General features: G+C 72.1%; 27 protein-coding genes. 6 read left to right on the plus strand and 21 right to left on the minus strand.

Going from position 1 to position 25056, the window contains the following annotated elements:
- Positions 1–31: 31 nt before the first annotated feature.
- Entirely contained in the window at positions 32–811 is a 780-nt protein-coding gene (locus tag AB0G01_RS13700; RefSeq protein ID WP_360944120.1) for a lysophospholipid acyltransferase family protein, read from the plus strand.
- Between the two features lie 78 nt (positions 812–889).
- Here the strand turns inward: AB0G01_RS13700 and AB0G01_RS13705 are convergent, their stop codons facing one another.
- The 6 genes from AB0G01_RS13705 to thyX all read right to left on the minus strand — a co-directional run bounded on the left by AB0G01_RS13705 (position 890) and on the right by thyX (position 6844).
- Positions 890–2572: a ribonuclease J gene (locus AB0G01_RS13705; RefSeq protein WP_360944123.1), complete on the minus strand. Its 1683-nt coding sequence runs from the start codon at positions 2570–2572 to the stop codon at positions 890–892.
- Complete coding sequence (gene dapA, locus AB0G01_RS13710; protein ID WP_360944126.1) at positions 2569–3465, minus strand: 4-hydroxy-tetrahydrodipicolinate synthase; 897 nt, start codon at positions 3463–3465, stop codon at positions 2569–2571. The genes AB0G01_RS13705 and dapA overlap by 4 nt, the downstream gene beginning before the upstream one ends.
- A 49-nt stretch (positions 3466–3514) precedes the next feature.
- Positions 3515–4135 (minus strand): TIGR03085 family metal-binding protein, encoded by a 621-nt coding sequence (locus AB0G01_RS13715; protein WP_360944129.1) that lies wholly within the window; start codon positions 4133–4135, stop codon positions 3515–3517.
- 9 nt (positions 4136–4144) lie between these two features.
- Positions 4145–5596 (minus strand): serine/threonine-protein kinase, encoded by a 1452-nt coding sequence (locus AB0G01_RS13720; protein ID WP_360944132.1) that lies wholly within the window; start codon positions 5594–5596, stop codon positions 4145–4147.
- A 100-nt stretch (positions 5597–5696) separates the two neighbouring features.
- The gene (locus AB0G01_RS13725; protein WP_360944135.1) at positions 5697–6086 is read right to left on the minus strand and encodes an ACT domain-containing protein; all 390 of its coding nucleotides are present in this window, start codon (positions 6084–6086) and stop codon (positions 5697–5699) included.
- Between the two features lie 5 nt (positions 6087–6091).
- Positions 6092–6844, minus strand: a complete 753-nt coding sequence (thyX, locus tag AB0G01_RS13730; protein ID WP_360944138.1) for an FAD-dependent thymidylate synthase — start codon at positions 6842–6844, stop codon at positions 6092–6094.
- A gap of 184 nt (positions 6845–7028) precedes the next feature.
- On the opposite strand from thyX, the gene AB0G01_RS13735 reads away from it, so the two are divergent.
- Genes AB0G01_RS13735 through AB0G01_RS13745 form a run of 3 tightly spaced genes read left to right on the plus strand, consistent with a single transcriptional unit; the run spans position 7029 to position 8685 of the window.
- The gene (locus tag AB0G01_RS13735; RefSeq protein ID WP_360944141.1) at positions 7029–7238 is read left to right on the plus strand and encodes a macro domain-containing protein; all 210 of its coding nucleotides are present in this window, start codon (positions 7029–7031) and stop codon (positions 7236–7238) included.
- Positions 7239–7276: 38 nt separating this feature from the next.
- Positions 7277–7786: a toxin-antitoxin system HicB family antitoxin gene (locus tag AB0G01_RS13740; RefSeq protein WP_360944144.1), complete on the plus strand. Its 510-nt coding sequence runs from the start codon at positions 7277–7279 to the stop codon at positions 7784–7786.
- Positions 7786–8685: a DUF4097 family beta strand repeat-containing protein gene (locus tag AB0G01_RS13745; RefSeq protein WP_360944147.1), complete on the plus strand. Its 900-nt coding sequence runs from the start codon at positions 7786–7788 to the stop codon at positions 8683–8685. The genes AB0G01_RS13740 and AB0G01_RS13745 overlap by 1 nt, the downstream gene beginning before the upstream one ends.
- Before the next feature lie 233 nt (positions 8686–8918).
- Here the strand turns inward: AB0G01_RS13745 and AB0G01_RS13750 are convergent, their stop codons facing one another.
- Positions 8919–10124 (minus strand): crosslink repair DNA glycosylase YcaQ family protein, encoded by a 1206-nt coding sequence (locus tag AB0G01_RS13750; protein ID WP_360944150.1) that lies wholly within the window; start codon positions 10122–10124, stop codon positions 8919–8921.
- Positions 10121–11002 (minus strand): EamA family transporter, encoded by an 882-nt coding sequence (locus tag AB0G01_RS13755; protein WP_360944153.1) that lies wholly within the window; start codon positions 11000–11002, stop codon positions 10121–10123. Before AB0G01_RS13755 ends, AB0G01_RS13750 begins: the two co-directional genes overlap by 4 nt.
- A gap of 64 nt (positions 11003–11066) precedes the next feature.
- On the opposite strand from AB0G01_RS13755, the gene AB0G01_RS13760 reads away from it, so the two are divergent.
- The gene (locus AB0G01_RS13760) at positions 11067–11612 is read left to right on the plus strand and encodes a GNAT family N-acetyltransferase (protein WP_360944156.1); all 546 of its coding nucleotides are present in this window, start codon (positions 11067–11069) and stop codon (positions 11610–11612) included.
- A gap of 30 nt (positions 11613–11642) precedes the next feature.
- Positions 11643–12143, plus strand: coding sequence for a hypothetical protein (locus AB0G01_RS13765; protein WP_360945241.1), 501 nt, complete (start codon positions 11643–11645; stop codon positions 12141–12143).
- A gap of 66 nt (positions 12144–12209) precedes the next feature.
- On the opposite strand, the gene AB0G01_RS13770 is transcribed toward AB0G01_RS13765, so the two are convergent.
- The 13 genes from AB0G01_RS13770 to AB0G01_RS13830 form a co-directional block, all read right to left on the minus strand.
- Positions 12210–12527 (minus strand): PRC-barrel domain-containing protein, encoded by a 318-nt coding sequence (locus AB0G01_RS13770; RefSeq protein WP_360944159.1) that lies wholly within the window; start codon positions 12525–12527, stop codon positions 12210–12212.
- Positions 12528–12789: 262 nt separating this feature from the next.
- Positions 12790–13245, minus strand: coding sequence for a tetratricopeptide repeat protein (locus tag AB0G01_RS13775; RefSeq protein ID WP_360944162.1), 456 nt, complete (start codon positions 13243–13245; stop codon positions 12790–12792).
- Positions 13242–14009 carry a 4-hydroxy-tetrahydrodipicolinate reductase gene (dapB, locus tag AB0G01_RS13780; RefSeq protein ID WP_360944165.1) on the minus strand — a complete coding sequence of 256 codons (768 nt, stop codon included), beginning with the start codon at positions 14007–14009 and terminating at the stop codon, positions 13242–13244. The genes AB0G01_RS13775 and dapB overlap by 4 nt, the downstream gene beginning before the upstream one ends.
- Complete coding sequence (locus AB0G01_RS13785) at positions 14006–15412, minus strand: pitrilysin family protein (RefSeq protein WP_360944168.1); 1407 nt, start codon at positions 15410–15412, stop codon at positions 14006–14008. Before AB0G01_RS13785 ends, dapB begins: the two co-directional genes overlap by 4 nt.
- Positions 15409–17667 (minus strand): polyribonucleotide nucleotidyltransferase, encoded by a 2259-nt coding sequence (locus AB0G01_RS13790; protein WP_360944171.1) that lies wholly within the window; start codon positions 17665–17667, stop codon positions 15409–15411. The genes AB0G01_RS13785 and AB0G01_RS13790 overlap by 4 nt, the downstream gene beginning before the upstream one ends.
- Positions 17668–17941: 274 nt before the next feature.
- Positions 17942–18211 (minus strand): 30S ribosomal protein S15, encoded by a 270-nt coding sequence (gene rpsO, locus AB0G01_RS13795; RefSeq protein WP_360944177.1) that lies wholly within the window; start codon positions 18209–18211, stop codon positions 17942–17944.
- A 123-nt stretch (positions 18212–18334) separates the two neighbouring features.
- Positions 18335–18796 (minus strand): 2'-5' RNA ligase family protein, encoded by a 462-nt coding sequence (locus tag AB0G01_RS13800; protein WP_360944180.1) that lies wholly within the window; start codon positions 18794–18796, stop codon positions 18335–18337.
- A gap of 14 nt (positions 18797–18810) precedes the next feature.
- Positions 18811–19296 (minus strand): helix-turn-helix transcriptional regulator, encoded by a 486-nt coding sequence (locus AB0G01_RS13805; protein ID WP_360945244.1) that lies wholly within the window; start codon positions 19294–19296, stop codon positions 18811–18813.
- A gap of 93 nt (positions 19297–19389) precedes the next feature.
- Positions 19390–20328 carry a bifunctional riboflavin kinase/FAD synthetase gene (locus AB0G01_RS13810; protein WP_360944183.1) on the minus strand — a complete coding sequence of 313 codons (939 nt, stop codon included), beginning with the start codon at positions 20326–20328 and terminating at the stop codon, positions 19390–19392.
- Between the two features lie 404 nt (positions 20329–20732).
- Positions 20733–21110, minus strand: coding sequence for a hypothetical protein (locus tag AB0G01_RS13815; protein WP_360944186.1), 378 nt, complete (start codon positions 21108–21110; stop codon positions 20733–20735).
- A 290-nt stretch (positions 21111–21400) separates the two neighbouring features.
- Entirely contained in the window at positions 21401–22297 is an 897-nt protein-coding gene (truB, locus tag AB0G01_RS13820) for a tRNA pseudouridine(55) synthase TruB (protein WP_360944189.1), read from the minus strand.
- Positions 22298–22308: 11 nt separating this feature from the next.
- The gene (locus AB0G01_RS13825; RefSeq protein ID WP_360944192.1) at positions 22309–23628 is read right to left on the minus strand and encodes an MFS transporter; all 1320 of its coding nucleotides are present in this window, start codon (positions 23626–23628) and stop codon (positions 22309–22311) included.
- Between the two features lie 82 nt (positions 23629–23710).
- The gene (locus AB0G01_RS13830) at positions 23711–25009 is read right to left on the minus strand and encodes an MATE family efflux transporter (RefSeq protein ID WP_360944195.1); all 1299 of its coding nucleotides are present in this window, start codon (positions 25007–25009) and stop codon (positions 23711–23713) included.
- Positions 25010–25056 lie beyond the last annotated feature (47 nt).

A 25056-nucleotide genomic window follows, 5' to 3' on the forward strand; every position in this document is an offset into this window, starting at 1 on the left:
CACACCTCGACACGCCGTAGCCTTCCCCGCTGTGTCCACACCACTGCTGTGGCGCGTGCTGACCACCGTCGACCGCGGGTTCGTCGGTCTCAGCGGACGTCTCCGGGTCACCGGCGACATCCCGCCGCACCTCAGGGGCCGTCCGCTGCTGCTCGCGTCCAACCACATCGGCAACCTCGACCCGTTCGTGCTCATCGCCGCGTGCCACAAGATCGGTGTCGCGCCGCGCTTCCTGCTCGCCGGCGGGCTGCTCGACGCACCGGTCCTCGGCCCCCTGCTCAAGGCGTCCGGGCACCTGCGGGTGGACCGCGCGTCGGCTTCGGTGGGCGAGGCGTACCACCGGGCCGTGGAAGCCTTGCGCGCCACCGGTGATCCCCTCGCGGTGTACCCGGAGGGCGGGATCAGCAAGGAACCCGGCCTGTGGCCGGAACGCGGCAAGACCGGCGCGGCGCGGCTCGCGCTCAGCGGCGGGGTGCCGGTGATCCCGGTCAGCCAGTGGGGCGCGCACGAGGCCGTGTACTGGGGCACCACCCGGCTCGGCGGGGTGGCGGACCTCAAGCCCTACCTCACGTCCTACGTCGCCGGGTTGTTCCGGCGGCCGGCGTTCCGGGTGCACTTCGGCGCGCCCGTCGACCTCGCGGACCTGGCGGACGGCCGGCCGGGCGACGCCCGGCGCGCGCACGAGCGGATCATGCGCGCGATCACCGCCGGGTTGGTGCCGCTGCGGCGGGACGAGCCGGACCGGCCGAAGTTCCACGACCCCACCCGGCCCACCACGGGGCACAGCCCCTGGCGTCCGGGAGCGGTCTGACCGCCGAGGTGCGTGGCCGGGACGGAGACCGGCCACGCCTCCGGGCCGGCCGGTGCGGCCGGGCCCGGAGGCGGGTGACTAGTTCACCGGGATGATCGTCGGCACGATCATCGGGCGGCGGCGGTAGGTCTCGGCGACCCAGCGGCCCACCACGCGGCGCACGGCCTGGGCGATGCGGTGCGAATCGGTGATGCCCTCGGCCTCGGTGCGCGAGAGTTCCATCTCCACCAGGGAGATGGCCTGGTCCAGCGCCTTCGGGTCGTCCGAGAAGCCCCGGCCGGACACCGTGGGCGGGGCGACCGCGCGACCGGAGTTCGAGTCGATCGCGACCGTGATGGCGATGAAACCGCCCTCGCCGAGCACCAGGCGGTCGGACAGGGTCGACTCGCCGACGTCGCCGACCGACAGGCCGTCGACGTAGACGTGGCCGACCTCGACCTTGCCGCTGACGGCGGCCTTGCCGTCGACCATGTCCACGACCACGCCGTCCTCGGCGATGACCACGCGCTCCTCGGCGACGCCCGTGGCGACCGCGAGCGCGGCGTTGGCGCGCAGGTGCCGCCACTCGCCGTGCACCGGCATGACGTTGGACGGCCGCACCGCGTTGTACAGGAACAGCAGCTCGCCGGCCGGCGAGTGGCCGGAGACGTGCACCTTGGCGTTGCCCTGGTGGATGACCGTCGCGCCCAGCCTGGCCAGGCCGTTGACCACGCCGAACACCGCGTTCTCGTTGCCCGGGATGAGCGAGCTGGCCAGCACGATGGTGTCGCCGGCCTGGATCGAGATCTGCCGGTGCTCGCCGCGCGCCATCCGGGACAGCGCCGACAGCGGCTCGCCCTGCGACCCGGTCGAGACGAACAGCACCTCGTTCTCCGGCATGTCCATGGCCTCGTGGAGGTCCACGAACAGGCCGTCGGGCACCTTGAGGAAGCCCAACTCGGCGGCGATGCCCATGTTCCGGACCATGGACCGGCCGACCAGCGCGACCCGCCGGTTGTACTGGGCGGCCACGTCGAGCACCTGCTGCACGCGGTGCACGTGCGAGGCGAAGCAGGCCACGATGACCCGCTGGTTGGCCTTGCGGATGACGTTCTCCAGCACCGGGCCGATCTCCCGCTCCGGTGCCACGAAACCGGGCACCTCGGCGTTGGTGGAGTCGACCAGGAACAGGTCCACGCCCTCGTCGCCCAGCCGGGAGAACCCGGCCAGGTCGGTCAGCCGGCCGTCCAGCGGGAGCTGGTCGAGCTTGATGTCACCGGTGTGCAGCACCAGGCCGGCGGCGGTGCGGATGGCGACCGCGACGGCGTCCGGGATGGAGTGGTTGACCGCGAAGAACTCCAGCTCGTACGGGCCGAACGCGCGGTGCTCGCCGTCCGAGATCTCCACCAGGGAGGGGTGCTGGCGGTGTTCCTTGCACTTGGCCGCGAGCAGCGCCAGCGTGAACCGGGACCCCACGACGGGCAGGTCCGGGCGCAGCTTGAGCAGGAACGGCACCGCGCCGATGTGGTCCTCGTGACCGTGCGTCAGGACCAGCGCCTCGATGTCGTCCAGCCGGTCCTCGATGGCCCGGAAGTCCGGCAGGATCAGGTCCACGCCGGGTTGGTCGTCCTCGGGGAACAGCACGCCGCAGTCCACGACCAGCAGGCGGCCGGCGTGTTCGAACACGGTCATGTTGCGGCCGACCTCGCCGATCCCCCCCAGTGCGACGACGCGCAGACCTCCGTCGGGCAGTGCGGGCGGGGGTGAGTTCGGATTGATCACGCGTTGACTCCCAGTTCGGCCGTGACGGCCTCGATGTCCTCGGTTGACGCCGGTACCAGGGGCAGCCTCGGTTCACCCACGTCCAGGCCCGTGAGGCGCAGCGCGGCCTTCGTGTAGACGACTCCCGGCATCCGGTTGAACGGCCGCAGCAGCGGCAGCAATTCGTGGTGGATCGTGGTCGCGCGGGCCACGTGGCCCGCCTCGAACGCGTCCAGCATCCCGCGCAGGCGCTCGCCGGCGAGGTGCGAGATGACGCTGACGAAACCGACCGCGCCCACCGACAGCCAGGGCAGGTTGAGCGGGTCGTCGCCGGAGTAGTAGGCCAGGTCGGTGGCCGCGATGACCTTGCTGCCGGCGAGCAGGTCGCCCTTGGCGTCCTTCACCGCGACGATGCGCGGGTGGTCCGCCAGCCGCAGGAGGGTTTCCACCTCGATCGGGACGACCGTGCGCGGCGGGATGTCGTACAGCATCACCGGCAGGCCCACGGTGTCGGCAACGGCGCGGAAGTGCGCCTCCACCCCGGCCTGGGACGGCCGCGAGTAGTACGGGGTGACCAGCAGCAGGCCGTGCGCGCCGGCGGCTTCCGCCTGCCGCGAGAGGTGCGCGCTGTGCGCGGTGTCGTACGTGCCGGACCCGCTGACCACGGTCGCGCGGTCGCCGACGGCCTCGACCACGGCGCGGATCAGGTCGGCCTTCTCGGCGTCGGTCGTCGTCGGGCTCTCCCCGGTCGTGCCGTTCACCACGAGACCGTCGCTGCCGCGCCCGACCAGGTGCTCCGCGAGGTGCTGCGCCTTGTCCAGGTCCAACGCCCCGGAGGCGTCGAACGGGGTCACCATGGCGGTGAGCACGCGCCCGAAAGGACGGCCGGGCGAAGCGGTAGGGCATCCGGTCATGGCCAAACGCTACCGCCCGACCTGCGCGCAGGGCCTGATGGGCCGGGGTTCACAGGCTCCGGTTCACGTTCTCGACGGCCGCGACGGCGTCCGGGTCGCCGTCGAATTCCACCTCGACCCGCTCACGGCCGAAGGCGTGCAGCACCAGTTCCGAGACCTGCCCGGTCAGCACCACCGGGTTCGACCCGGCCTTGACGGTGACCGACTCCCCGTCCGGCCGGCGCAGCACCACGCCGACCGGGCTGGACCGGTAGGTGAGCTTCCCGACCCGGCGCAGCCCGCTCCACAGCGCGGCGTCGCGCACGGGGTCGGGCGAGCGGGGCCGCCAGTCGGCCGCCGCGCGCCGCACGTCCTCGTGGTGCACGAAGTACTCGACGCTGTTGACCAGCTCGTCCAGCAGCACGTACGGGGACCACTTCGGCGGTCCGGTGCGCACCAGCGCGACCAGCTCGTCCCACGGCTTCGCCGCGTACGCGTCCTGCACCTTGCGGGTGTGCCCGGCCAGCGGCTTGACCAGGATGCCCGCCGCCGCGTCGGGGCGGCGTTCGCGCAGCACGAGGTGCGCGGCGAGGTCTCTGGTGCGCCACGGGTCGCACAGGGTCGGCGCGTCCGGCCCGACCTCCGCGAACAGCTCGCTGAGCAGCCTGCGTTCGTCCTGTGCGACTCCCATGGACCCAGGTTACTTCTCCGCGTAGACCTGCTCCTTGAGCAGTGCGCGGTCCTTGCTCCACAGCACGCACGTGATGTCGCGGCTGCCCTTGGACGCGGAGTAGGACTCCTTCCACTCCGCGGCGGTGGGTACCACGGCGGCGTAGCGCAGCGTGGTGTCCTTGTCCTCCGTCGGCACCCGTGCCGACGCGAACACCAGCGTGCAGTAGTCCTCGGCGAAGTTCTTCAGGTAGTCGTCACCCGGGTAGGCGACCGACGCCAGTGACCCGAACGGGTCGCCCTGCGCGTACACCTCGATGTTGTGCTCGCTGTCGCAGTCCGCGCTGCCGACCCGGACCGAGTCGGCCAGGAAGTTGTCGCCGCACTGGTTGACGCTGAGCGTGAACTCCGGCAGTTGGCCACCGCCGCCGACCGTGACGGTCTCCGCCATCGCGGCGGGCGGGTTGTCGCCGAACAGCCACCGGTCGACCACGATCCCGCCGACGAAGAGCACCACCGCGGCCAACCCGGCGGCGACCGCGATCAGGTTGCGCACCCACGGCTTGCGCGGCGACTGGTTTCCCGAAGGTGGTTGCGGCTGGTACTGCATGGTCGGGTTGGGGCCGGTGAAGCCCTGCGGCGGGGTCGGCTGGGCCACCGCGCGTTCCAGCATGGCGCGAGCCTGCGGGCCGCTGAGCCGGGCGTTCGGGTCGGGCATCATCAGGCCGGTGATGACCGCGCCGAGCACGCCGTGCGCCCTGGTCAGCCGGGGCATCTCGTTCATGATGGCGTGCAGCGTGGACGCCGTGGTGGACCGCTCGTAGGGGTTCGCGCCCTCGACGGCGTAGCAGAGCGTCGCGCCCAGCGCCCACAGGTCGGAGGCGGGCGAGGCCTCGTGGCCGTGGATGCGCTCCGGGGACATGTACGCGGGCGAGCCGATCAGGCTGCCGCTGGTGGTCAGCCGGGGGTCGTCCACGGCCTGGGCGATGCCGAAGTCGGTCAGCTTTACCCGGCCGTTCGGCTGGACCATGAGGTTGCCGGGCTTCACGTCGCGGTGCACGATCCCCGCCTGGTGGGCGGTGTCCAGCGCGGACAGCGCCTGCACGGCGAGCGGGATCACCCGGTCCTGCGGCAGCGGGCCGCCCTGGGCGACGATCGTGGACAGCGTGGCCGCCTCGACCAGCTCCATGACGATGTAGTTCGTGCCGTGCTCGGCGACCACGTCGAACACGGTCACCACGCCGGGGTCGTTGAGCCGGCCCGCGGTGCGCGCCTCGCGCAGCACCCGCTCCTCCAGGACCCGGCGCTCCTCGTGCGCGATGCCGTCGGGCAGGTGCAGCTCCTTGATCGCGACCTGCCGCCCGATCACGTTGTCCTGGGCGCGCCACACGACGCCCATGCCGCCCCGGCCGAGTTCACCGAGCAGCGCGTACCTGCCCGCGATCACCCTCGGCTGGGTGTTCACGCCTTGTGGACCAGTCACCGTTCGTTACTCCCTCAACCCCTGGACGGGCGAACGCTACTTCAGACCACTCAGGACGCCGCGCGGTTTCACGGATTCGTGATCGGGTTGGTCCGACTCGTCACGCGGGTGGGTTCACCTCGTGACCGGACGACCGCAGAGCGGTGACCGCGCGGCCCAGGTCCGCGCCCTTCACGAGCAGGTGGTCGGTGTCGTAGGTGGACAGTGCGAACAGGCTCACACCCGCCGCCGCGAGCTCGCCGGACAGGGCCGCCATGATGCCCGTGAGGGTGAACTCCAGCGGTCCGCGCACGGTCAGCAGCCGCCAACCGGCCTGCACGTGGTCGGCCGGCGGGGCGTGCTCGCTCGGGCAGACGATCGACAGCTCGTCGGGCGTCCGGGTGACCGAGACCAGGGCGTGGTCCAGCAGCCCGGCCGGGACCGGCGCGTCGGCGGCGAGCCGGGCGACGGTGTACTCCCCCGGCCGGACGTCGACGATCAGCCGCTTCACGTGCTCTACCCCTCGGTGACGAGCGGGCTGGACGCGACCTCGGAACCGTCCGGCAGCGCGGAGATGGTGAAGTCGGCGAAGGCGTTCGCGACGGCCTTCTGGAGCTGGCGCAGGCACTCGATCGCCAACGCGCGGATCTCCACGTCGGCGGCCTCGGTGGCGCGCATCGCGATGAAGTGCCGCCACGCGCGGTAGTTGCCGGTCACCACGATGCGGGTCTCGGTGGCGTTGGGCAGGATCGCGCGCGCCGCCTGGCGGGCCTGCTTGCGGCGCAGGGTGGCGCTCGGCACGTCGGAGAACTTCTCCTCAAGCCCCTTGAGCAGGTCGTTGTAGGCCTCGACACTGGCCTGCGCGGCCTTGAGGAACATCTCGTGCAGCTCGGGGTCGTCGGCGATGACGGCCGGCTCGACCATGGCGGCGTTGCGCTCGGGCACGTACCGCTGGGAGAGCTGCGAGTACGAGAAGTGCCGGTGGCGGATCAGCTCGTGGGTCAGCGACCGGGAGATGCCGGTCAGGTAGAAGCTGACCGAGCCGTGCTCCAGCACGGACAGGTGCCCGACCTCGATGATGTGCTTGAGGTAGCCGGAGTTGGTGGCCGTGGCCGGATTCGGCTTGGTCCACGACTGGTAGCAGGCACGGCCCGCGAACTCGGCGAGGGCCTCGCCGCCGTCCGCGTCGGTGGACCACGGGACGCCGTCCGGGGGGAAGAACTCCGTCTTCGCGATCAACTGCACCTTCGGCGACACCGTCTGAGCCATGGCGGAAACCCTAACCGATCCGCTGTTCGGCCCTGCCGCACCACGGTCGTCGACGCGGTGCGTGCACGGGTGGTTCCGCAGCGCTGCGCGACGTCGCCGAAGAGGGCTCGCGACCGAGGAATCCGGGTATGACGCAGATCGAACTGGTGCTCGGCGACATCACCGCGCGGGCGGGCCTGAGGTCGTGGCCGAGGAGCTGGGCGCGCGGACGGTCGCGTTCCCGGCGATCTCCACGGGCGTCTACCGGTGGCCGGTGGCATCGGCGGCGGACATCGCGGTGGACATCGCGGTGGACATCGCGGTGGCGAGCGTGGCCGGGTTCGCCGGGGTGGTGCGGTTCGTGCTATTCGACCAGGCCGCGTTCGACGCCTACGCGGCGGTGACAGCACCCTGATGGTTGCGTGATGTCAGAAGTGACGCCATAGTGGTGTCATGGATCTGTCGCCGTACATCGCACAGTTGCGCGAGGACCTCGCGACAGCCGCGTCCGCCGGGGACGAAGACACCCGGCGGACCGCGGCTGTGCTGTCCGCAGCGCTGGAGCCCGCCGCCCGGCTGGCCCTCATGAACGCCCTGTCGGACCTGGCCGCCGAGGTGACCGTGGCGCTCGCCGGCCCGGTCGTCGACGTCAGGTTGGACGGCCGGGACGTCCGCGTGGCCGTCACCGGCGCGTCAGTCCCCCAGGAAGACCACGAACCGGAGGCCCGGGAAGTTCCCCGGCCCACCGCCGGCAGCGAGGCCACGCGCATCACGCTGCGGCTGCTCGACGAGCTCAAGTCGAGGGCCGAGCAGGTCGCCGCCACCCAGGGCATGTCGTTGAACACCTTCGTCGCCCAGGCCGTGCAGGGCGCGGTGGGCGGGCACCGGGGCCGGCGGCAGGAATCCGCCCCGAAGCCGCCCAAGGACGACGGCTCCCGCGTGACCGGTTGGGTGCAGGGCTGATGGCGGGGGACGGCGTGGACCCGGATGTCGTGCGGCAGCAGAGCTTCGAGGTGGGGGGCGTGGTCGAGATCGACGTGGCGCTCCTCTCCGGCCGGGTGCGGGTGCACCTGGTGGACGAGCCCGGCGTGCACGTCGAGGTCAAGCACGAGGCGTCGCTCGGCGAGAGCTGGACGGCCGGCCTCAACAACCTGCTGAGCTGGGTGAACGACCAGTTCGGGTCGAACGGGGAGCAGTCGGCGGGTCCCGCCGAGGCGGTGCGCGACGCCCGGGTGGAGCTGGTCGGGCAGCGGCTGCGGGTGGCGTCGTCGGACTCCCTGGCACTGCGCGCGGTGCCGCTGAGCGTGGTCGTGCGCGCGCCGAACGGGACGCACGTGACCGCGAAGACCGGCGCGGCCGACGTCACGGTGACCGGGACGGCGGGCAAGCTCGACGTCAAGACCGGCACCGGTGACGTCACCGCCGACCGCGCCGACTCGCCGTCGCAGGTCGACTCGGCGTCCGGCAAGGTCCGCCTCGGGCCGATGCTGGGCGGGCTGCGGGCGAAGACCGGGGCCGGGGACATCGAGGTGTCGTCGGTCGGCGGCAGCACGGTGCTGTTCACCGGGACGGGCGACGTGTGGCTGGGCGCGGTGCAGAGCGACGTCCAGGTGCGCACCGGCAGCGGCGACGTGACGGTCGCCGACGCCGCCGCCGGGCGGATCCAGCTCGGCACCGGGTCGGGTGACGTGCGGGTCGGGGTGCGGTCCGGGGTGGCCGCGAAGGTCGACCTGGTGTCGACCTCCGGGTCGGCGCGCAGCGACCTCGACGTGTCCCGCACACCGCCGCGAACCGAACCGACGCTGGTCGTGACGGGGCGCACGGGCAGCGGCGACGCACTCGTGACCACGTCGACCAGTTGACTCGACGCGGCGCGCGCGTCTTGCGGACGTGCGCGCCGCTCTCCGGCCCGGTGCGGCGGCGGACCCGGCGAACACCGCCGGCACGCCCTCGCACCGGGCGGACCCGCTCTCGCGGACGGGTCAGGGCGCGAGCACACCGCTCTGACCGGTCACCGGGTCCCCGATCGCCGTCGCACCGGCGCTCAGCACCCGTGCCGCCTTCGTGACCACCTACCTGCCGACGAGCCGCACCGTCACCGCACCACCGCCTTGAGCGCCGGCGCGAGGTCGCCGCGCGGGGTCACCTGGACGTTCTCCAGCTCCAGCCAGTCGGCCATGTGCCGCAGTTCCGCCGCCAGCTCCACCGCCACCCGGCCGTGGTCCGCCGACGGCTCGGCATGGGCGGCCTGGACGCGCAGGACGCCGCCCGCCCGGTCGGCCTTCAGGTCGACCCGGCCGACCAGGCGGCCGTCGAGCAGGAACGGGAAGACGTAGTAGCCGTGCACCCGCTTTTCCGGCGGCACGTAGATCTCGATGCGGTAGTGGAAGTCGAAGATGCGCTCGGTGCGGGCCCGTTCCCAGATCAGCGGGTCGAACGGGCACAGCAGGGCGCGGCCGGTGACGACGCGGGGCGTGCGGGCCTCGACGTGGCGGTAGGCGGGGGCCGTCCAGCCCCGGACCGCGACCGGTTCCAGCACGCCGGCCTCCACCAGCTCGCGGACGGCCTGGTGGCTGCGCACGGGGGCCAGGCGGTAGTAGTCGCGCAGGTCCGTCTCGGTGGCCACGCCCAGCGCGGTCGCCGCCTTGGCCACCAGCTCGCGCGCGCCGTCCTCGGCCGTCACCCGGCGGGACAGCACCTCGGGCGGCAGCACGCGCTCGGTCAGGTCGTACAAGCGCTCGAAACCCCGGCGCGTGCCGGTCGTGAGGGCTCCGGTGCCGAACAGGTACTCGCAGATCTGCTTGACCTCCGACCAGTTCCAGCCCCAGTGGTCCTTCGCGCGCGGGGCACCGCCGGAGAGGGCCTTCTCGATCGCGCCCGCGCCCAGCGGACCGAGCTCCTTCACCACGGCCAGGATGTCCTCCACCAGACGCGGTTCGCGTTCCGCCGTGGCCGTGTGGTGGTGCCACCAACCCCGTTTCTTCGCACCGGAGTGGAACAGCGGCCAGTCCTCGACGGGCACCAGGCTGGCCTCGTGCGCCCAGTACTCGACCAGCAGGCGCGGCCGGCGCGCGCTGTGCGACCACGCGGCCTCGTCGAGGAGCGCCGGCGCGTACGCGCCCAGGCGGCTGAACACCGGCATGTAGTGCGCGCGCACGGCGACGTTCACCGAGTCGAGCTGGAGCAGCCGGACGCGCGAGAGGACCCGCTGGAGGTGCCGCCTCGTGGGCGGCGAAGCGGGCCTGGGATCGGCGAAGCCCTGCGCGGCCAACGCGATCCGGCGGGCGACGTCTGCGCTCATCGTCTGCACGTCTCGGATACTCCCACCCCGGTACGACATTTCCGCTCGGCCCGGACCACGAGCACCACCGCGACGACCACCAGCAGGCCGCCGGCCAACTGCCACGGGCCGAACTGCTCGTCGGCCAGCCACACGCCGAGCAGCACGGCGATCACGGGGTTCACGTACGCGTAGGTCGCGACCGTCGACACGGGCAACTGGCCCAGCACGTACACGTACGAGCTGAACGCCAGCAACGACCCGAACACCACCAGGTAGCCCCACGCGAACCACGACGTCGTGGAGACCTCCGACAGCGTGACCCGCTCTCCGGCGACCACACCGACCACCGACAGCAGCGCACCGCCGACGAGCATCTCCACGGCGGACATCGCGAACGGATCGGCGGTCGGCAGCCTGCCGTTGAGGTACGACCCGAGCGCCCAGCCGAACGACGCCAGCAGCACCACCCACGGCCCCCACCACGACGAGCCGCCCACGTCGTGCAGCAGCAGCACGGCCAGCCCGGCCAACCCGATGGCGACACCCACGTAGGTCACGTAAGGCGGCCGTTCACCGCCCAACCGCCGGAAGAGGACCACGTAGATGGGCACGGAGGCCACCAGCAGCGCCGCCAACCCCGACGCCACCGACTGCTCCGCCAGGACCACCAGTCCGTTGCCCCACGCGGGCAGCAGCAACCCGAGCAGCGCGGCGGTGCCGAACTGCGGCCACGTCATGCGCAGCCGACGGTGCACCACCAGCGCGAGCACGAGCCCGGCGAGGAGGAATCTCGTCCCGGCGGACAGCAGCGGGGGCATCGTTTCGATCGTGAACCGGATGCCCACGTACGTCGAACCCCACACCACATACACGACACCCAACGCAGCCCAACGCATGTCCTGCACGCTTTCACGCCACACCCGCACGGATCACGCGAGTTTCGGCCACTAGGGTGCCCGCATGGCCGACGCCGCGGTGCGGACCGCGAAGCCCGAAGACGTCCCGGAGATCGCCCGTATCCACCGCGAGACCTGGCGCACCGCCTACCGGTCGCTGCTGCCGGGCGAGGTCCTGGACAGCCTGGAGGACACCGCCGGCGCGTGGGCCGAGGCGGTCGCCCGCGCGCGGGTGTTCGTCGCGGCCGAGGGCGACTGGCTGGTGGGCTTCTGCGTGGCGGCGACCGCGCCCGACGACGAGGTGACCCGCGCGGACGGCACGCTGCCCGACGACGCCGCCACCACCGCGCTGGTGAGCGTGCTGGTGGAACCCCGCTGGGGTCGGCGCGGCCACGGCGGGCGGCTGCTGGCCGCCGCCGGCCGGGCGTCGGAGGAGGCCGGGTGCACGCGCGGGATCGCCTGGATTCCCGAGGCGGACGAGGCGTCCGGCGGCTTCTACGCGAAAGCCGGCTGGGAGGGTGACGGCACCGTGCGCACGCTCGACGCCGGCGGGCGTCCGCTCCGCGAAATCAGGGTTTCCGGGGGGCTGACCCTACTTCTCGAACCCTGAGACGTTGCTAGCCTCGACGAGGTGTGGTCACTGCTGGGGTGGATCGGCCTGACGTTCGGCGTGGCGTTCGGGTCCGCGATCCTGCCCCTGATCAGCATCGAGGTCTTCGTCATCGGCCTCGTGACGCAGCAACCCCACATCTCGTGGTGGTGGATCGGGCTCGCGGTCGCGGTGGGCCAGGTGCTGGGCAAGATGTTCTACTTCCTGGCCGCGCGCGGCGACTGGCACCTGCCGTCGTGGCTCAGGCGCGCGGTGCGGCCGGACAGGCCGCTGTCGCCGTTCCGGGCGAGGTGGAGGACCAGGCTGGAGGGGGTGCGGGAGCGCTGCCACCGGCACCCGCACTGGATGTTCGGCACCCACGCGGTGAGTTCCGTCGTGGGCCTGCCGCCGTTCATGTTCACCACGGTGCTCGCCGGGCTCGCGGGCATGTCGTCCTGGTTGTTCATCACCACCGGGATGGTGGGTCGATTCGCACGGTTCAGCGTCCTGGCCGCATCGCCGGGAATCATGGCGGGCTGGCTGCTGCACTGACGCACCCCGCACGCGTCACCAGCCGCTCATACGCCTGACACTCGTATGCCTGGCACTCGGTGACGGCTAATGCCGTTCGTGTCGCACCAAGCGCTGTGGCGGCACGGAGAGCCCGTAGTGGTCGTGCAGCTCGACGTGCTCCACATCGGACAGTTCCGCGCCGACCTTGGGCGCGTCCTCGACCTCGCTCTTCTCGACCGGCACCACCAACCGCCGGTCGCGGACCTGCGCGCCGCGAATGGGCACCAGGGTCGTGGCGTCGTCGGTGCGCACGGCCGCCCACAGCGGCCGGCCGGCGTCGAGCCACAGCTCCTCGACCGGCCCGATGCGCTCACCGTGCCGGTCGAGGAGGTCGCAGTCGTAGAGCAGCTCTGTTCGGTCCATATCCACCCGGCTACCCGAGCCGGGGCCGGGGCGCACCCGGATGCACTCGGTCGGGTGATGCGGTTCGCCCGACCGAGTGCCTGGGCAGTGGCCTAGCCGAGGGCGAGGGCCACCCCGAACGCGGTGACGAGGACCAGGCAGGCCATGGTGATCCGCAGGTTCCGACAGGTAGTGGTCACCCGACCACGGTATCGAGAAGATACCGGACAATCAAAGGCAAAAATGCGTTAACACCGAATGAATTGGGTCTCACTCGAATGCTTTACGCCTGATTCGTTTGAACCTGGAATAGCTCGATGGCTTTGCGCATGGTCTCCCGCGCCCGACCCCGGTCACCCGCCAGGTCGTACGCCTGGGCGAGCGCGAACCACCGCCGCCAGTCCTCCGGCGCGGCCTCCACCTCGACCCGGCGCTCCTCGAACCAGGCGTCTGCCGCCTCCCGGTCGACCCGACCGGACGGGCGGCGCGGCAGGCCGGACACGTCCGGCAACGCGCCCTCGTCCGCCAACCGCCGGGCCATCTTCTCGGTGGTGAACCCGAACTTCAGGTTCGACCACGCGATCCACGCCCCGATCAGCGGCAGCAGCAGCACCCCGACGCCGAGCCCGATGCCCACCGGGTCCCCGGTGCCGATCAACACCACCGCGCGCCCGCCGAGCAGCACGAAGTACACCGCGAGCGCGGCGGTGATGACGAACGCGGTGGTACGGGTCTTCACAGGTCCATGAACTTGTCGAGCCCCACGGACAGACCGGGGTGCGTGAAGACCGAGCGCACCGCCAGCAGCACACCCGGCATGAACGACGTGCGGTCCAGCGAGTCGTGCCGCAGCGTCAGCGTCTCGCCCTCGGTGCCGAACACGACCTCTTGGTGGGCGATCATCCCGGCGATCCGCAACGAGTGCACCCGCACGTCGTCCACCAGCGCGCCGCGCGCCCCCGGGACCTCCTGGGTGGTGGCGTCCGGCATCGGACCGGTGCCGGCCACCGCGCGCGCCCGGGAGATCAACCGGGCGGTGTGCGCGGCGGTGCCGGACGGGGCGTCCACCTTGCGCGGGTGGTGCAGCTCGATGACCTCGGCCGAGTCGTAGTACGGGGCCGCGAGCTCGGCGAACCGCATGGACAGCACCGCGCCGATGGCGAAGTTCGGCGCGACCAGCACGCCCAGCCCCGGCTTCGGCTCCAGCCACCCGGCCACCGCCGCCAGCCGCTCCGCGTCGAACCCGGACGTGCCGACCACCGCGTGGAGGTCGTGCTCCACGCAGAACCGGAGGTTGTCCAGCACGACGTCGGGGCTGGTGAAGTCGACCACGACCTCCGCGCGCGCGTCGGTCAGCGCCGACAGCTCGTCACCCGCGTCGACCGCCGCCACGACCACCGCGTCGGCCGCCGCCTCCACGGCGCGGACCACCTCGGCACCCATGCGGCCACGTGCGCCCAGCACACCCACGCGGATCGGGTCGTCGGAAGAACGCTCACTCAAGAGATCACCTCGTGCACCTGGGGCGGCAAGTCGTCGGCGTGAGCGTAAGGGCCGACCACGGCGGCGGCGACGGGGCGTCGCAACAACTCCCGGGCCATTGCCGCGACGTCCTCGGCGGTCACCTCGTCGATGCGCGCCAACGTCTGCTCCACCGACAGGTAGTCGCCGTAGTTCAGCTCGCCCTTGCCGATCCGGGACATCCGGGAACTGGTGTCCTCCAGGCCGAGCACGAGCCCGCCGCGAAGCTGGCCCTTGCCGCGCGCGACCTCCGCGTCGGTCAGACCTTCCGACGCCACCACGGAGAGCACGTCCCGCACCACTCCCGCGACGTCGCCCAGCCGGTCCGGCTGGCAGCCCGCGTACACCGACCACGTGCCGGCGTCCGCGTACAGGCCCACCGACGAGTACACCTGGTAGGCCAGGCCCCGCCGCTCGCGGACTTCCTGGAACAGCCGGGAACTCATGCCGCCGCCGAGCGCCGCGTTGAGCACGTTGAGCGTGAACCGGCGCTCGTCGTGCCGGTCCACCGCCCGCACGCCCAGCATCAGGTGCGCCTGCTCGGTGTCGTCGGAGTGCAGCACGAGCTTGCGCGCGCCGGGCAGCCGGGCGCGGCCCGCGCGCGGTGCCACGGGCGTGCCGGTGCGGCCCAGCCGCTGCCCGATCTGCTTGCGCGCCAAGCGCATCACGTGGTTGTGGTCCACGTTGCCGGCCACCGCGAGCACCATCCGCGGCAGCGTGTAGCGGCGCTTGTAGAACCCGTACAGCGCGGAGCGCTCCATGTCCTGGATGGACCGCTCGGTGCCCAGCACCGCCCGGCCCAGCGGGTGGTCACCGAGCAGCGCGTCCAGGAACGCGTCGTGCAGCAGGTCTTCCGGGTCGTCGTCGCGCATGGCGATCTCTTCCAGCACCACGCCGCGCTCGGTCTCGAAGTCGCGCGGCTCGCACAGCGCCTCGAACACCACGTCGCACACCAGGTCCAGCGCCAGCGGCAGGTCCTCGTCCAGGACGTGCGCGTAGTAGCAGGTGTGCTCCTTGGCGGTGAACGCGTTGAGCTCGCCGCCGACCGCGTCGATCTCCTCGGCGATCGCCGCCGCCGTCCGGGTCGCGGTGCCCTTGAACAACAGGTGTTCCAGGTAGTGCGCCGCGCCCGCCACCTCGGTCCGCTCGTCGCGGGAACCGACCTGCACCCACAGCCCCACCGACGCCGAGCGCACGCCGGGGATCTGTTCGGTGATCACCCGCAGGCCGGAGGGCAGCACGCTGCGGCGCACGGTCACGCCGGTCGCGCCCTGCTCCAGCACGCGGGTGCTGCCGGGCCGCTGGAGGTGACCGAGCCTGGGGGGAAGCGGACGGCCGCGGGTGCCCGAGGCACCCGCGGCCGTCCCGTTGACGCTCGTGGTCACTGCGCCGAGGACTCGGCCGGGACGGTGTCCTGCGCCGGGGCGTCCTGCGTGGGAGCGGTGTCCTGCGCCGGGGCGGAGGCGTCCGCGTCCTCGTTCACCAGCACGAGGCTGATCTTGCCGCGCTGGTCGATGTCGGCGATCTCGACCCGGAGCTTGTCGCCGACCTTGACGACGTCCTCCACCTTCGCGATGCGCTTCCCGTTGCCCAGCTTGGAGATGTGGATCAGGCCGTCCTTGCCCGGCAGCAGCGAGACGAACGCGCCGAACGCCGCGGTCTTGACCACGGTGCCCAGGAAGCGCTCGCCCACCTTCGGGAGCTGCGGGTTGGCGATCGCGTTGATCAGGTCGATCGCGGCCTCGGCAGACGGGCCGTCCGCCGCGCCGACGTAGATCGTGCCGTCGTCCTCGATCGAGATGTCGGCACCGGTCTGCTCGGTGATCGAGTTGATCATCTTGCCCTTCGGCCCGATCACCTCGCCGATCTTGTCGGTCGGGATCTTCACCGAGGTGACGCGCGGCGCGAACGGGCTCATCTCGTCCGGGCGGTCGATGGCCTCGGCCATGACCTCCAGGATGGTCAGGCGCGCGTCGCGGGCCTGGTTCAGGGCCGCGCCGAGCACCTCCGACGGGATGCCGTCGAGCTTGGTGTCGAGCTGGAGCGCGGTGACGAACTCCGTGGTGCCGGCGACCTTGAAGTCCATGTCGCCGAACGCGTCCTCGGCACCCAGGATGTCGGTCAGCGCCACGTACTCGGTCTTGCCGTCGACCTCGTCGGAGACCAGGCCCATCGCGATGCCGGAGACCGGGGCCTTCAGCGGCACGCCGGCGTTGAGCAGCGACATGGTGGACGCGCAGACCGAGCCCATCGAGGTGGAGCCGTTGGAGCTCAGCGCCTCGGAGACCTGGCGGATCGCGTAGGGGAACTCCTCGCGCTTGGGCAGCACGGGCATCAGCGCCCGTTCCGCCAGCGCGCCGTGGCCGATCTCGCGGCGCTTGGGCGAACCCACGCGGCCGGTCTCGCCGGTGGAGAACGGCGGGAAGTTGTAGTGGTGCAGGTAGCGCTTGTGCGTCTCCGGCGACAGCGAGTCGATCTGCTGCTCCATGCGCAGCATGTTCAGCGTGGTGACACCCAGGATCTGGGTCTCGCCGCGCTCGAACAGCGCCGAGCCGTGCGCCCTCGGGATCAGCTCGACCTCGGCGGACAGCGACCGGATCTCGGTCAGGCCGCGACCGTCGATGCGGACCTTGTCGCGCAGGATGCGACCGCGCACCAGCTTCTTGGTCAGCGAGCGGAAGGCCGCGCCGACCTCCTTCTCCCGGCCCTCGAACTGCGCGGCCAGCTTCTCCAGCACCGACGCCTTGATCTCGTCGATGCGGGACTCGCGCTCCTGCTTGCCGCCGATGGCCAGCGCCTGCGCCAGGTCGGCGGAACCGGCCTGCTCGACGGCCTCGAACGCGTCGGCCTGGTAGGCCGGGTACGTCGGGAACTCGCCGGTGGCCTTCGCGGCGACCTGGGCCAGCTCGGCCTGCGCCTCGCACAGCACCTTGATGAACGGCTTGGCCGCCTCCAGGCCCGCCGCCACGACCTCTTCGGTCGGGGCCTGGGCACCCTCGGCGACCAGGTCGATCACGCGCTCGGTGGCCTCGGCCTCGACCATCATGATCGCGACGTCGTCACCCACCGTGCGACCGGCGACGACCATGTCGAACACGGCCTTCTCAAGCTGCTCGTGCGTGGGGAACGCCACCCACTGGCCCTCGATCAGCGCCACCCGGACGCCGCCGATGGGGCCGGAGAACGGCAGGCCGGCGAGCTGCGTCGACGCGGACGCGGCGTTGATCGCCACGACGTCGTACAGGTCGGCCGGGTTCAGGCTCATCACCGTGATGACGACCTGGATCTCGTTGCGCAGGCCGTCCACGAAGGAGGGGCGCAGCGGCCGGTCGATCAGGCGGCAGGTCAGGATCGCGTCGGTCGACGGGCGACCCTCGCGGCGGAAGAACGAGCCGGGGATGCGGCCCGCGGCGTACATGCGCTCCTCGACGTCCACCGTGAGGGGGAAGAAGTCGAAGTGCTCCTTCGGGTGCTTCGACGCCGTCGTCGCCGAGAGCAGCATGGTCTCGTCGTCGAGGTAGGCGACGACGGAGCCGGCCGCCTGCCGGGCGAGCCGCCCGGTCTCGAAGCGGATGGTGCGGGTGCCGAACCGACCGTTGTCGATCACGGCTGAAGTCTCGTGGACCTCGTTGTCGGTCATGTGTGTCTGAACTCCTCGTCATTCGGGCCGCAGCGCGCACGGGCGCGGGTCGCGGGTGGACGAGGCCGGTCTTCGATCGAAGTCCCCTGGTGTGCCGTCTCGGGCCAGGGGGCCACTACCGAGGACCGGCGATCAAGTCGTCCCGGTGCGCCGCGCGTGCGTCCCTCGTCTTTGTTTCGTTGTGTGTGCGGTACTGCTCGTCGTGCGGTCGTGCGGTCGTGCGGTACTGCACCGAGGGGGAGCGACCGGACCGGTCACTCCCCCTCGGCGGTGGTCAGCGGCGCAGGCCGAGCCGCTGGATCAGCGACCGGTAGCGCTGGATGTCCACCTTCTGGAGGTAGTTGAGCAGCCGGCGACGACGGCCGACCAGCAGCAGCAGACCACGACGCGAGTGGTGGTCGTGCTTGTGCTGCTTGAGGTGCTCGGTCAGGTCCGCGATGCGCTTGCTGAGCAGCGCGACCTGGGCCTCGGCCGAGCCGGTGTCCGAGTCGTGGACGCCGTACTCGGTGAGGATGGTCTTCTTCTGATCGGTGGTCAGTGCCACGTTTCCGCTACTCCTTGTACCCGATGCGATGTTCCGTGCGGCCCCGTTGCCGGGGGAGACGGTCATGGCCGCCACGGACCGCAGCCAGACCCAACTGTCGAGGTTACCAGTAGTCGTCGACCGCTACCCGTTTGGCGTGGTCAACGGCACCCGGTCCACCACCTCGTAGGCACCCGGCGGGCGGCTGCGCACCAGTGCGACCTCCGTCACGGTCCACTCGCGACCCCCGAACCCGACGTGCGGCAGGGGTTCCCCGCGCCGGCGCGCGCGGGCGACCGTCAGATGTGGACGCCACTCGCCGACCTGGCCCGCCGCTGCGGCGAGCGGGCGCAGCGGCCCGTCCACACCCATCCACAGCACCCCCGGGAACGTGCCGGAGGAGGTGAGGCGCAGGGTCGGCGCGGGCAGGCCGCCCAGCCCGTCGAGCAGCCCGGCGGGCTCGGCGTCGGGCTCGGCGTCGTCGCCGTGGAAGCGGAGCGTCACGTGCCACCGGTCCGGCGCGGTCCACCGCAGGCCGGGGTGCGCGGCGCGGGCGTCGCGCAGGGCGGCGTCCAACTCGGCGACGACGTCGGCGGGCGGGAACACCGCCGTGAACAGCCTCAGGAGTCGCGGCCCTTGCCCGCGCGGCGCAGCAGGTCGGCCAGCGCCGGGAAGTCCTCGCCGAGCACGTCGGCCGCCTGGGACAGCTCCCGGCGGTCGGCGATGCGGCGCAGGAACGGGAACACGGTGGCCTCGTCGTCGGTCCCGTTCACCGGCAGCGAGTCGCGGCTCACCGTCGGTTTGGAGTCGCGCACCTCGTCCAGCGCGCGCTGGAGCGCCTCGGGCGCGCCGGTCGCCACGTCCGGGGTGAGGACCTTGCGCTCCAACATGATCATCCGCGCGAGCACGGACGGGTTGCCGATCTTGGCGCGACGTCCGCTCATCACCTGGCTGAGCATGGGCGCGCTGATCCCCAGCACGTCCGCGAGCTGGGCCTGGGAGACGTTGAAGGCCACCACCAGCCGGCGCACCCGGTCCCCCAGGGGCTCTCCGTACCACTCCCGCTGCAACGCGAGATTGCGCTGGACGATCTTGTGGTCCTCCACCTTCGCCTCTCCCCTGACCGGCTTGGACGTGACAGGCATCTTGCCAGGTAAGTGGCGCGCGTATGCCCTGATCCACCCAGGTGGTTCAACGGGTCACGCAGCCGCCTCCGGGAGGATGTCGCGCGTTTCCGCCACGTCCTTGTGCATCTGGTCCAACAACGCCTCGACGGTCTCGTATCGCTCCATGGCGCGCAGTCGTTCCACGAAGTCCAGCCCCACCCGCTGGCCGTAGAAGTCCTCGTCCACGTCGAGCACGAACGCCTCCACCCGGCGCTCCCGCCCGGAGAAGGTCGGGTTCGTGCCCACGGACACGGCGGCGCGCAGCCTGCGCCCGCTGGAGTGGATGAACCAGCAGGCGTACACGCCGTCGGCGGGCACGGCGGCGAAGCGGGTGGTGGACAGGTTCGCGGTCGGGAACCCGAGCTCTTTGCCCCGCCCGTCGCCGCGCACGACGATCCCTTCGAGCCGGTGCGGACGGCCCAGCGCCTGCGCGGCGGCCTTCACGTCCCCGGCGTCGATGCACGCCCGGATGTAGGTCGACGAGTACGTGACCCCGTCGTCGGTCACCAGATCCGCCCCCTCGGTCCCGAATCCGAACCGCTGTCCCAAGGCGCGCAACAGGTCCACGTTGCCGGCCCCCCTGCTGCCGAACGTGAAGTTCTGCCCCACGACGACCGACGCCACGTGCAGCCGGTCCACCAGGATCTCGTGCACGAACTCGGCCGCCGGCATCCGCGAGACCTCGACGGTGAACGGGACGACGCAGAACACGTCCACGCCGAGGCACTCCACGAGCTCGGCGCGCTGCCGCAGACTGGTCAACTGGGCGGGGTGGCTACCGGGCCGCACCACCTCGGACGGGTGCGGGTCGAACGTCATCAGGACGGACGGAACACCCTTCTCCGCAGCCAGTTCGACGGCCCGGCCGACCAGCGCCTGGTGGCCCCGGTGCACCCCGTCGAACACGCCGATCGTCACGACACACCGACCCCACCCGCCGGGCAGGTGGTCCAACCCTCGCCACCGTTGCACGGGAGCAGCCTACGGGGACGGCCACGGCGGGAGCCGGCCGGAGGTCCGGCCACCGCCAGGCCCGCCGGGCCGCTGCGCGGACCAGCGATCGGGAGTTGGTGGAACGGCGGTCGGGGGTTGGTTGAACGACGGTCCGGGGACCGGTGGAACGGCGGTCGGGGGTTGGTGGATCGGGGGTGGGGGGCTCGGTTGATCGGGCTGAGTGGCCCGGTTGATCGGGGTGCGGGGCCGGTCGGCGGGCAGCGCGCCTGCCGGCCGGCCTCCGGCAATCACGGGGTCGGCGGCTGGCGATCACAGCGGCTGGCGATCACAGCGGCTGGCGGCCATGGGCGGCCACAGCGGCTCGCAGCCATGGGCGGCCGTGGGGCTCGCGGCTCGCCGTCGTGATGATCTTGCGTGGGCCGTCAGGGCCTGCGGTCGTGGCGGATGTCGCGGCCGGCCTGGTGGATGGTGCTGCCGTCGTGGGCGGTCGCGGACTGGTTGATCGTGGGACCGACGCTTATAGAGCCGGAGTTCAGGGTGACCGCTCCGAGCGTGCGGGCCTGGACGGCGTTGCCGTGGACGGTCCCGGTGATGGTGTTGTGCACGTCGCCAGGCGGCGGTTGCGGTTGCGGGGCGTTCGAGCGTTGCGCGGCCAGGCCGACCATCACCCCCGCCGCCGTGAGCAGGGCCACCGCGCTCCAGGTCCAGGGGTTGGCACCCTGGTCGGTGGCCAGGTTGATCACGATGCCGGTCGCCGAGGCCACCACGCCGGCGGCGGTCGGCCACACCCATCTCGCCATGCGATCCACCGTAGGGGGCGGTGCGGGTGGAGTGGTACCTCCGTCGGCGGGTCTCCGGTGTTCTGTCGGGTGATGCGGGCTATGCGGATGCGGGTACGGGTACGGGTGCGGGTGATGCGGGTGCGGGTGATGTGTGGAGGGCGCTGTGGTGGGCGGCTGAGGGATCGGGCTGGGCTGGGCGGGATCGGTCGGGGCTGGGCGGGTCGGCGGGTTCGCGGCTCGAAATTCAAACCGAGCAGCGGCAACGGTGTTTCCGTACCGTTTCCCCGGATGATCACCCGATCGTGTGGTCAGCCGGCCGGGGTCAGGACCACCAGCGCCTTGGCGATCGAGCCTTCGTCCTTCGCCAGCGCCACCACGTGACCGTCCGGGCCGAACACCCCGTACGTCCCCTCCAGGCCGCCCGCCGGGAGTCGTTGCCCGTGCGACAGGGCGACCACCTCGCGCGGTGCGATCTCGCGGCGCGGGAACGCCTTGGCCACCGCCTGGTCCAGGTCCAGCGACAGGCCCGGGGTCTCCTCCAGCTCTCCCAGCGTGCGCGCGACCCTCAGGTCGAACGGCCCGACCCGGGTCCGGCGCAGGGCCGCCAGGTGGCCGCCCACCCCCAGGTCCGCGCCGAGATCGCGGGCCAGGGCCCGGACGTACGTGCCGGACGAGCACTCCACCATCACGTCCAGCTCGGTCGCCTCCCCCTCGCGCCGGACGGACAGCACGTCGAACCGGTGCACGGTCACCGGGCGGGCCGGGATGTCGACGGTCTCGCCGTCGCGCACCCTCGCGTACGCGCGCTTGCCGTCGATCTTCACGGCGCTGACCGCGCTCGGCACCTGCTGGATCGGGCCCGTGAGCTTCGCGACACCCGCGCGGATCGCGTCCTCCTCGACGCCGGAAGCGTCCGAAGTGGACAGGGTTTCCCCTTCGGCGTCGTCGGTCGTGGTCGAAGAACCCAGGCGGATCGTGGACAGGTACGCCTTGCTGTCCAGCGCCAGGTGGCCCAGCAGCTTGGTGGCGCGCTCGACGCCCAGCACCAGGACACCGGTCGCCATCGGGTCCAGGGTGCCCGCGTGCCCGACCTTGCGGGTGCCGAGGATGCGGCGGACCTTGGCCACCACGTCGTGGGACGTCATGCCGTCCGGCTTGTCGACGACGACCAGACCTGGCTGCACAGCGGAAGATGATGCGGACACGACCGCACATCCTAAGCCTCCGCGAGAACGTCCCAACGCCGGCGACGCAACTGCACCGGCACCCGCTCCCCGCGACCCTCCGCCGCGAACACCTCGGCGCGCGCCCGACGCCACCACACGGCCGTCCGCCACACGCCCAGCACCAGCACGGAAACCACGGTCAGGAAGGCGATCCGGTACGCCTGCGCGACCGGCAGCCCCTCGACCAGGTCCAGCACCACGCCGACCGCGAACGCGGTGCAGGTGATGGCGGCGAACCCGCCGACGTTCGCCACGCCGGTGGCCGTCGACACCCGGTGCAACGGGTTGTAGTCGCGCACCAGCGCGAACGCCACGCCGGAGGTCGGGCCGCCGACGGCCAGCACGCCGAACACGGCGGCGAGCACGCCCGGCGGCAGCACCCCGCCCGGCCACCCGAGCAGCACGGCCCAGCCGGCCAGCGCCGCGCCGAGGTAGCAGCCGACGATCGGCATCCGCCACTCCGGCTTGCGCGCGATCACCGCACCGATCACCGGTCCGGCCACGATCCCCACCACGACCAGCAGGCTGAGCACGGCCGACGCGTCGGGGTGGCTCATCCCCTGGGCCTCGACCAGGTACGGGAAACCCCACAGCAGGCCGAGCATCGCGGGGGTGGACATCGACGCGAAGTGCACCCAGAAACCGAGTCGGGTACCGGGCACGGACCAGGCCGCGACCACGCGCTTGGTGACCGTGCGCAGCGGCACCGGTTCGACGGGCGGCGGGACGACGCCGTGCGGCACCTCGCGGACGCGCCACGCGACGACGGCCGCGTAGGCGGCGGTGGCCAGGCCGGCGACCAGGAACGTCACGGTCCAGCCGGTGTTCGCCAGCAGCAGGGTCAGCGGCACGGTGGCCACCAGGTTGCCCGCGCCGCCGAGCGCGGCGGACAGCGACATGACGACGGTGAACCTGCGCGGCGGGAAGTGCGCGGCGGCCAGCCTCAGGACGCTCACCCACGTCATCGCGTCGCCGACGCCGAGCACGGCGCGCGCGGCCAGGCCGAGCGGGTAGGAGGAGGCGAGCGCGAACATCACCTGCCCGAGGCCCATCAGCAGGGCGGCGGCGACCAGCACCCGGCGCGGGCCGAACCGGTCGACCAGCAGCCCGGTGGGGATCTGCATCAGGGCGTAGAGGCCGATCTGGAGCACGGTGAACGTGCCGAGCGCGGCGGGTCCGGCGTGGAACCGGTCGGCGGCTTCGAGGCCGGCGACACCGAGGGAGGTGCGGTGGAAGAGGGCGGCGACGTAGACGACGACGGCGGTCGACCAGATCAGCCACGCCTGTCTGGTGGCACGGTCGACCGGCACGGCGAAGCTCCTCGTGTTCCTGCGGCGGCACTCCGTCTATCGGGAACACTTGCCCTCTGTTAACCATTCCGGGCAGTGCCGCTCACCACACCACCCCTACCCGCGCCCACCTGCCCGAACGCGTCCGCGCGAGGAGCGTCACGAGGCGCAGGACCATGAACGCGGACAGCCCCGTCCAGATGCCGACCAGCCCCCAGCCGTACGCGTGGGACGCCCAGATCAGCGGCAGGAACCCGATGCCGGCCGACAGCAGGGTCGCGGTGCGCAGGAACCCGGCGTCGCCCGCGCCGAGCAGCACCCCGTCCAGCGCGAACACCACGCCCGCGATCGGTTGCAGCCCGACGAAGAACCACCACGCGTGCGGTACCTCGTCCAGCACCGCCGGGTCGGAGGTGAACAGCGGCGGGATCACCCCGGCCAGCGCCGCGAACAGCACCCCGAGCACCACGCCGAACACCAGCCCGTACCCGGTGACCTGCCGGGCGAACCGCTTGGCCTGCGCGGGCCGGTGCGCGCCCAGGGCCTGCCCCACGATGGCCTGCGCCGCGATCGCCAGGGAGTCCAGCACCAGCGCGAGGAAGGTCCAGAGCTGGAGCACGATCTGGTGCGCGCCGACCGCACCGACCGACGTGCGCGCGGCGACCGACGCGGCCGAGAGGAAGCACGCCTGGAACGCCAGGCTGCGCAGCACCAGGTCACGACCCATGCCCAACTGGGTCTTCATCAGCGCCGGCCGGGGCCGCAGCGGCACCCGCTCGACGACCAGCGCGCGGAAGAAGAAACCGGCCGAGACGACCTGCGCGACCACGTTGGCGACCGCGCTGCCCTCCAGCCCCCACCCCGCCCCGTAGACCAGCACCGGGCACAGCACGGCCGACAGCCCGTTGCCCAGCAGCACGTACCGCAGCGGCCGGACGGTGTCCTGCACGCCGCGCATCCACCCGTTGCCGGCCATCGTGACCAGCACGAACGGCGCGCCGAACAGGGCGATCCGCAGCCACGCCACGGCCTCGCCCGCCACCTCGTCACCGGCCAGCAGCCGGGCCGCCGGTGCGGCCAGCACCTGCCCGAGGCCGATCACCAGCAGGCCGACGGCGAGCGCCAGCCACGTCGCCTGCACGCCCTCCTGGACCGCGTCCCCCCGCCGGCCCGCGCCGAACAGCCGGGAGGCGCGCGCCGTCGTGCCGTAGGACAGGAACGTCAACTGGGTCGCGACCAGGGTGAACAGCACGCCGCCGACGGCGAGCCCGGCCAGCGGCAACGCGCCCAGGTGGCCCACCACGGCCGTGTCCACCAGCACGTACAGCGGCTCGGCCGCCAGCACCCCGAGGGCAGGCGCGGCCAACCCGATCACCCGCCGCGCGGGCACCCGCTCGTCCACGACCCACCCCTCCGGTACCCCGGGGCCGATCGGCGCGGCCCGGCACC

The sequence above is a fragment of the Actinosynnema sp. NPDC023587 genome (assembly GCF_040640215.1).
Classification (GTDB): domain Bacteria; phylum Actinomycetota; class Actinomycetes; order Mycobacteriales; family Pseudonocardiaceae; genus Actinosynnema.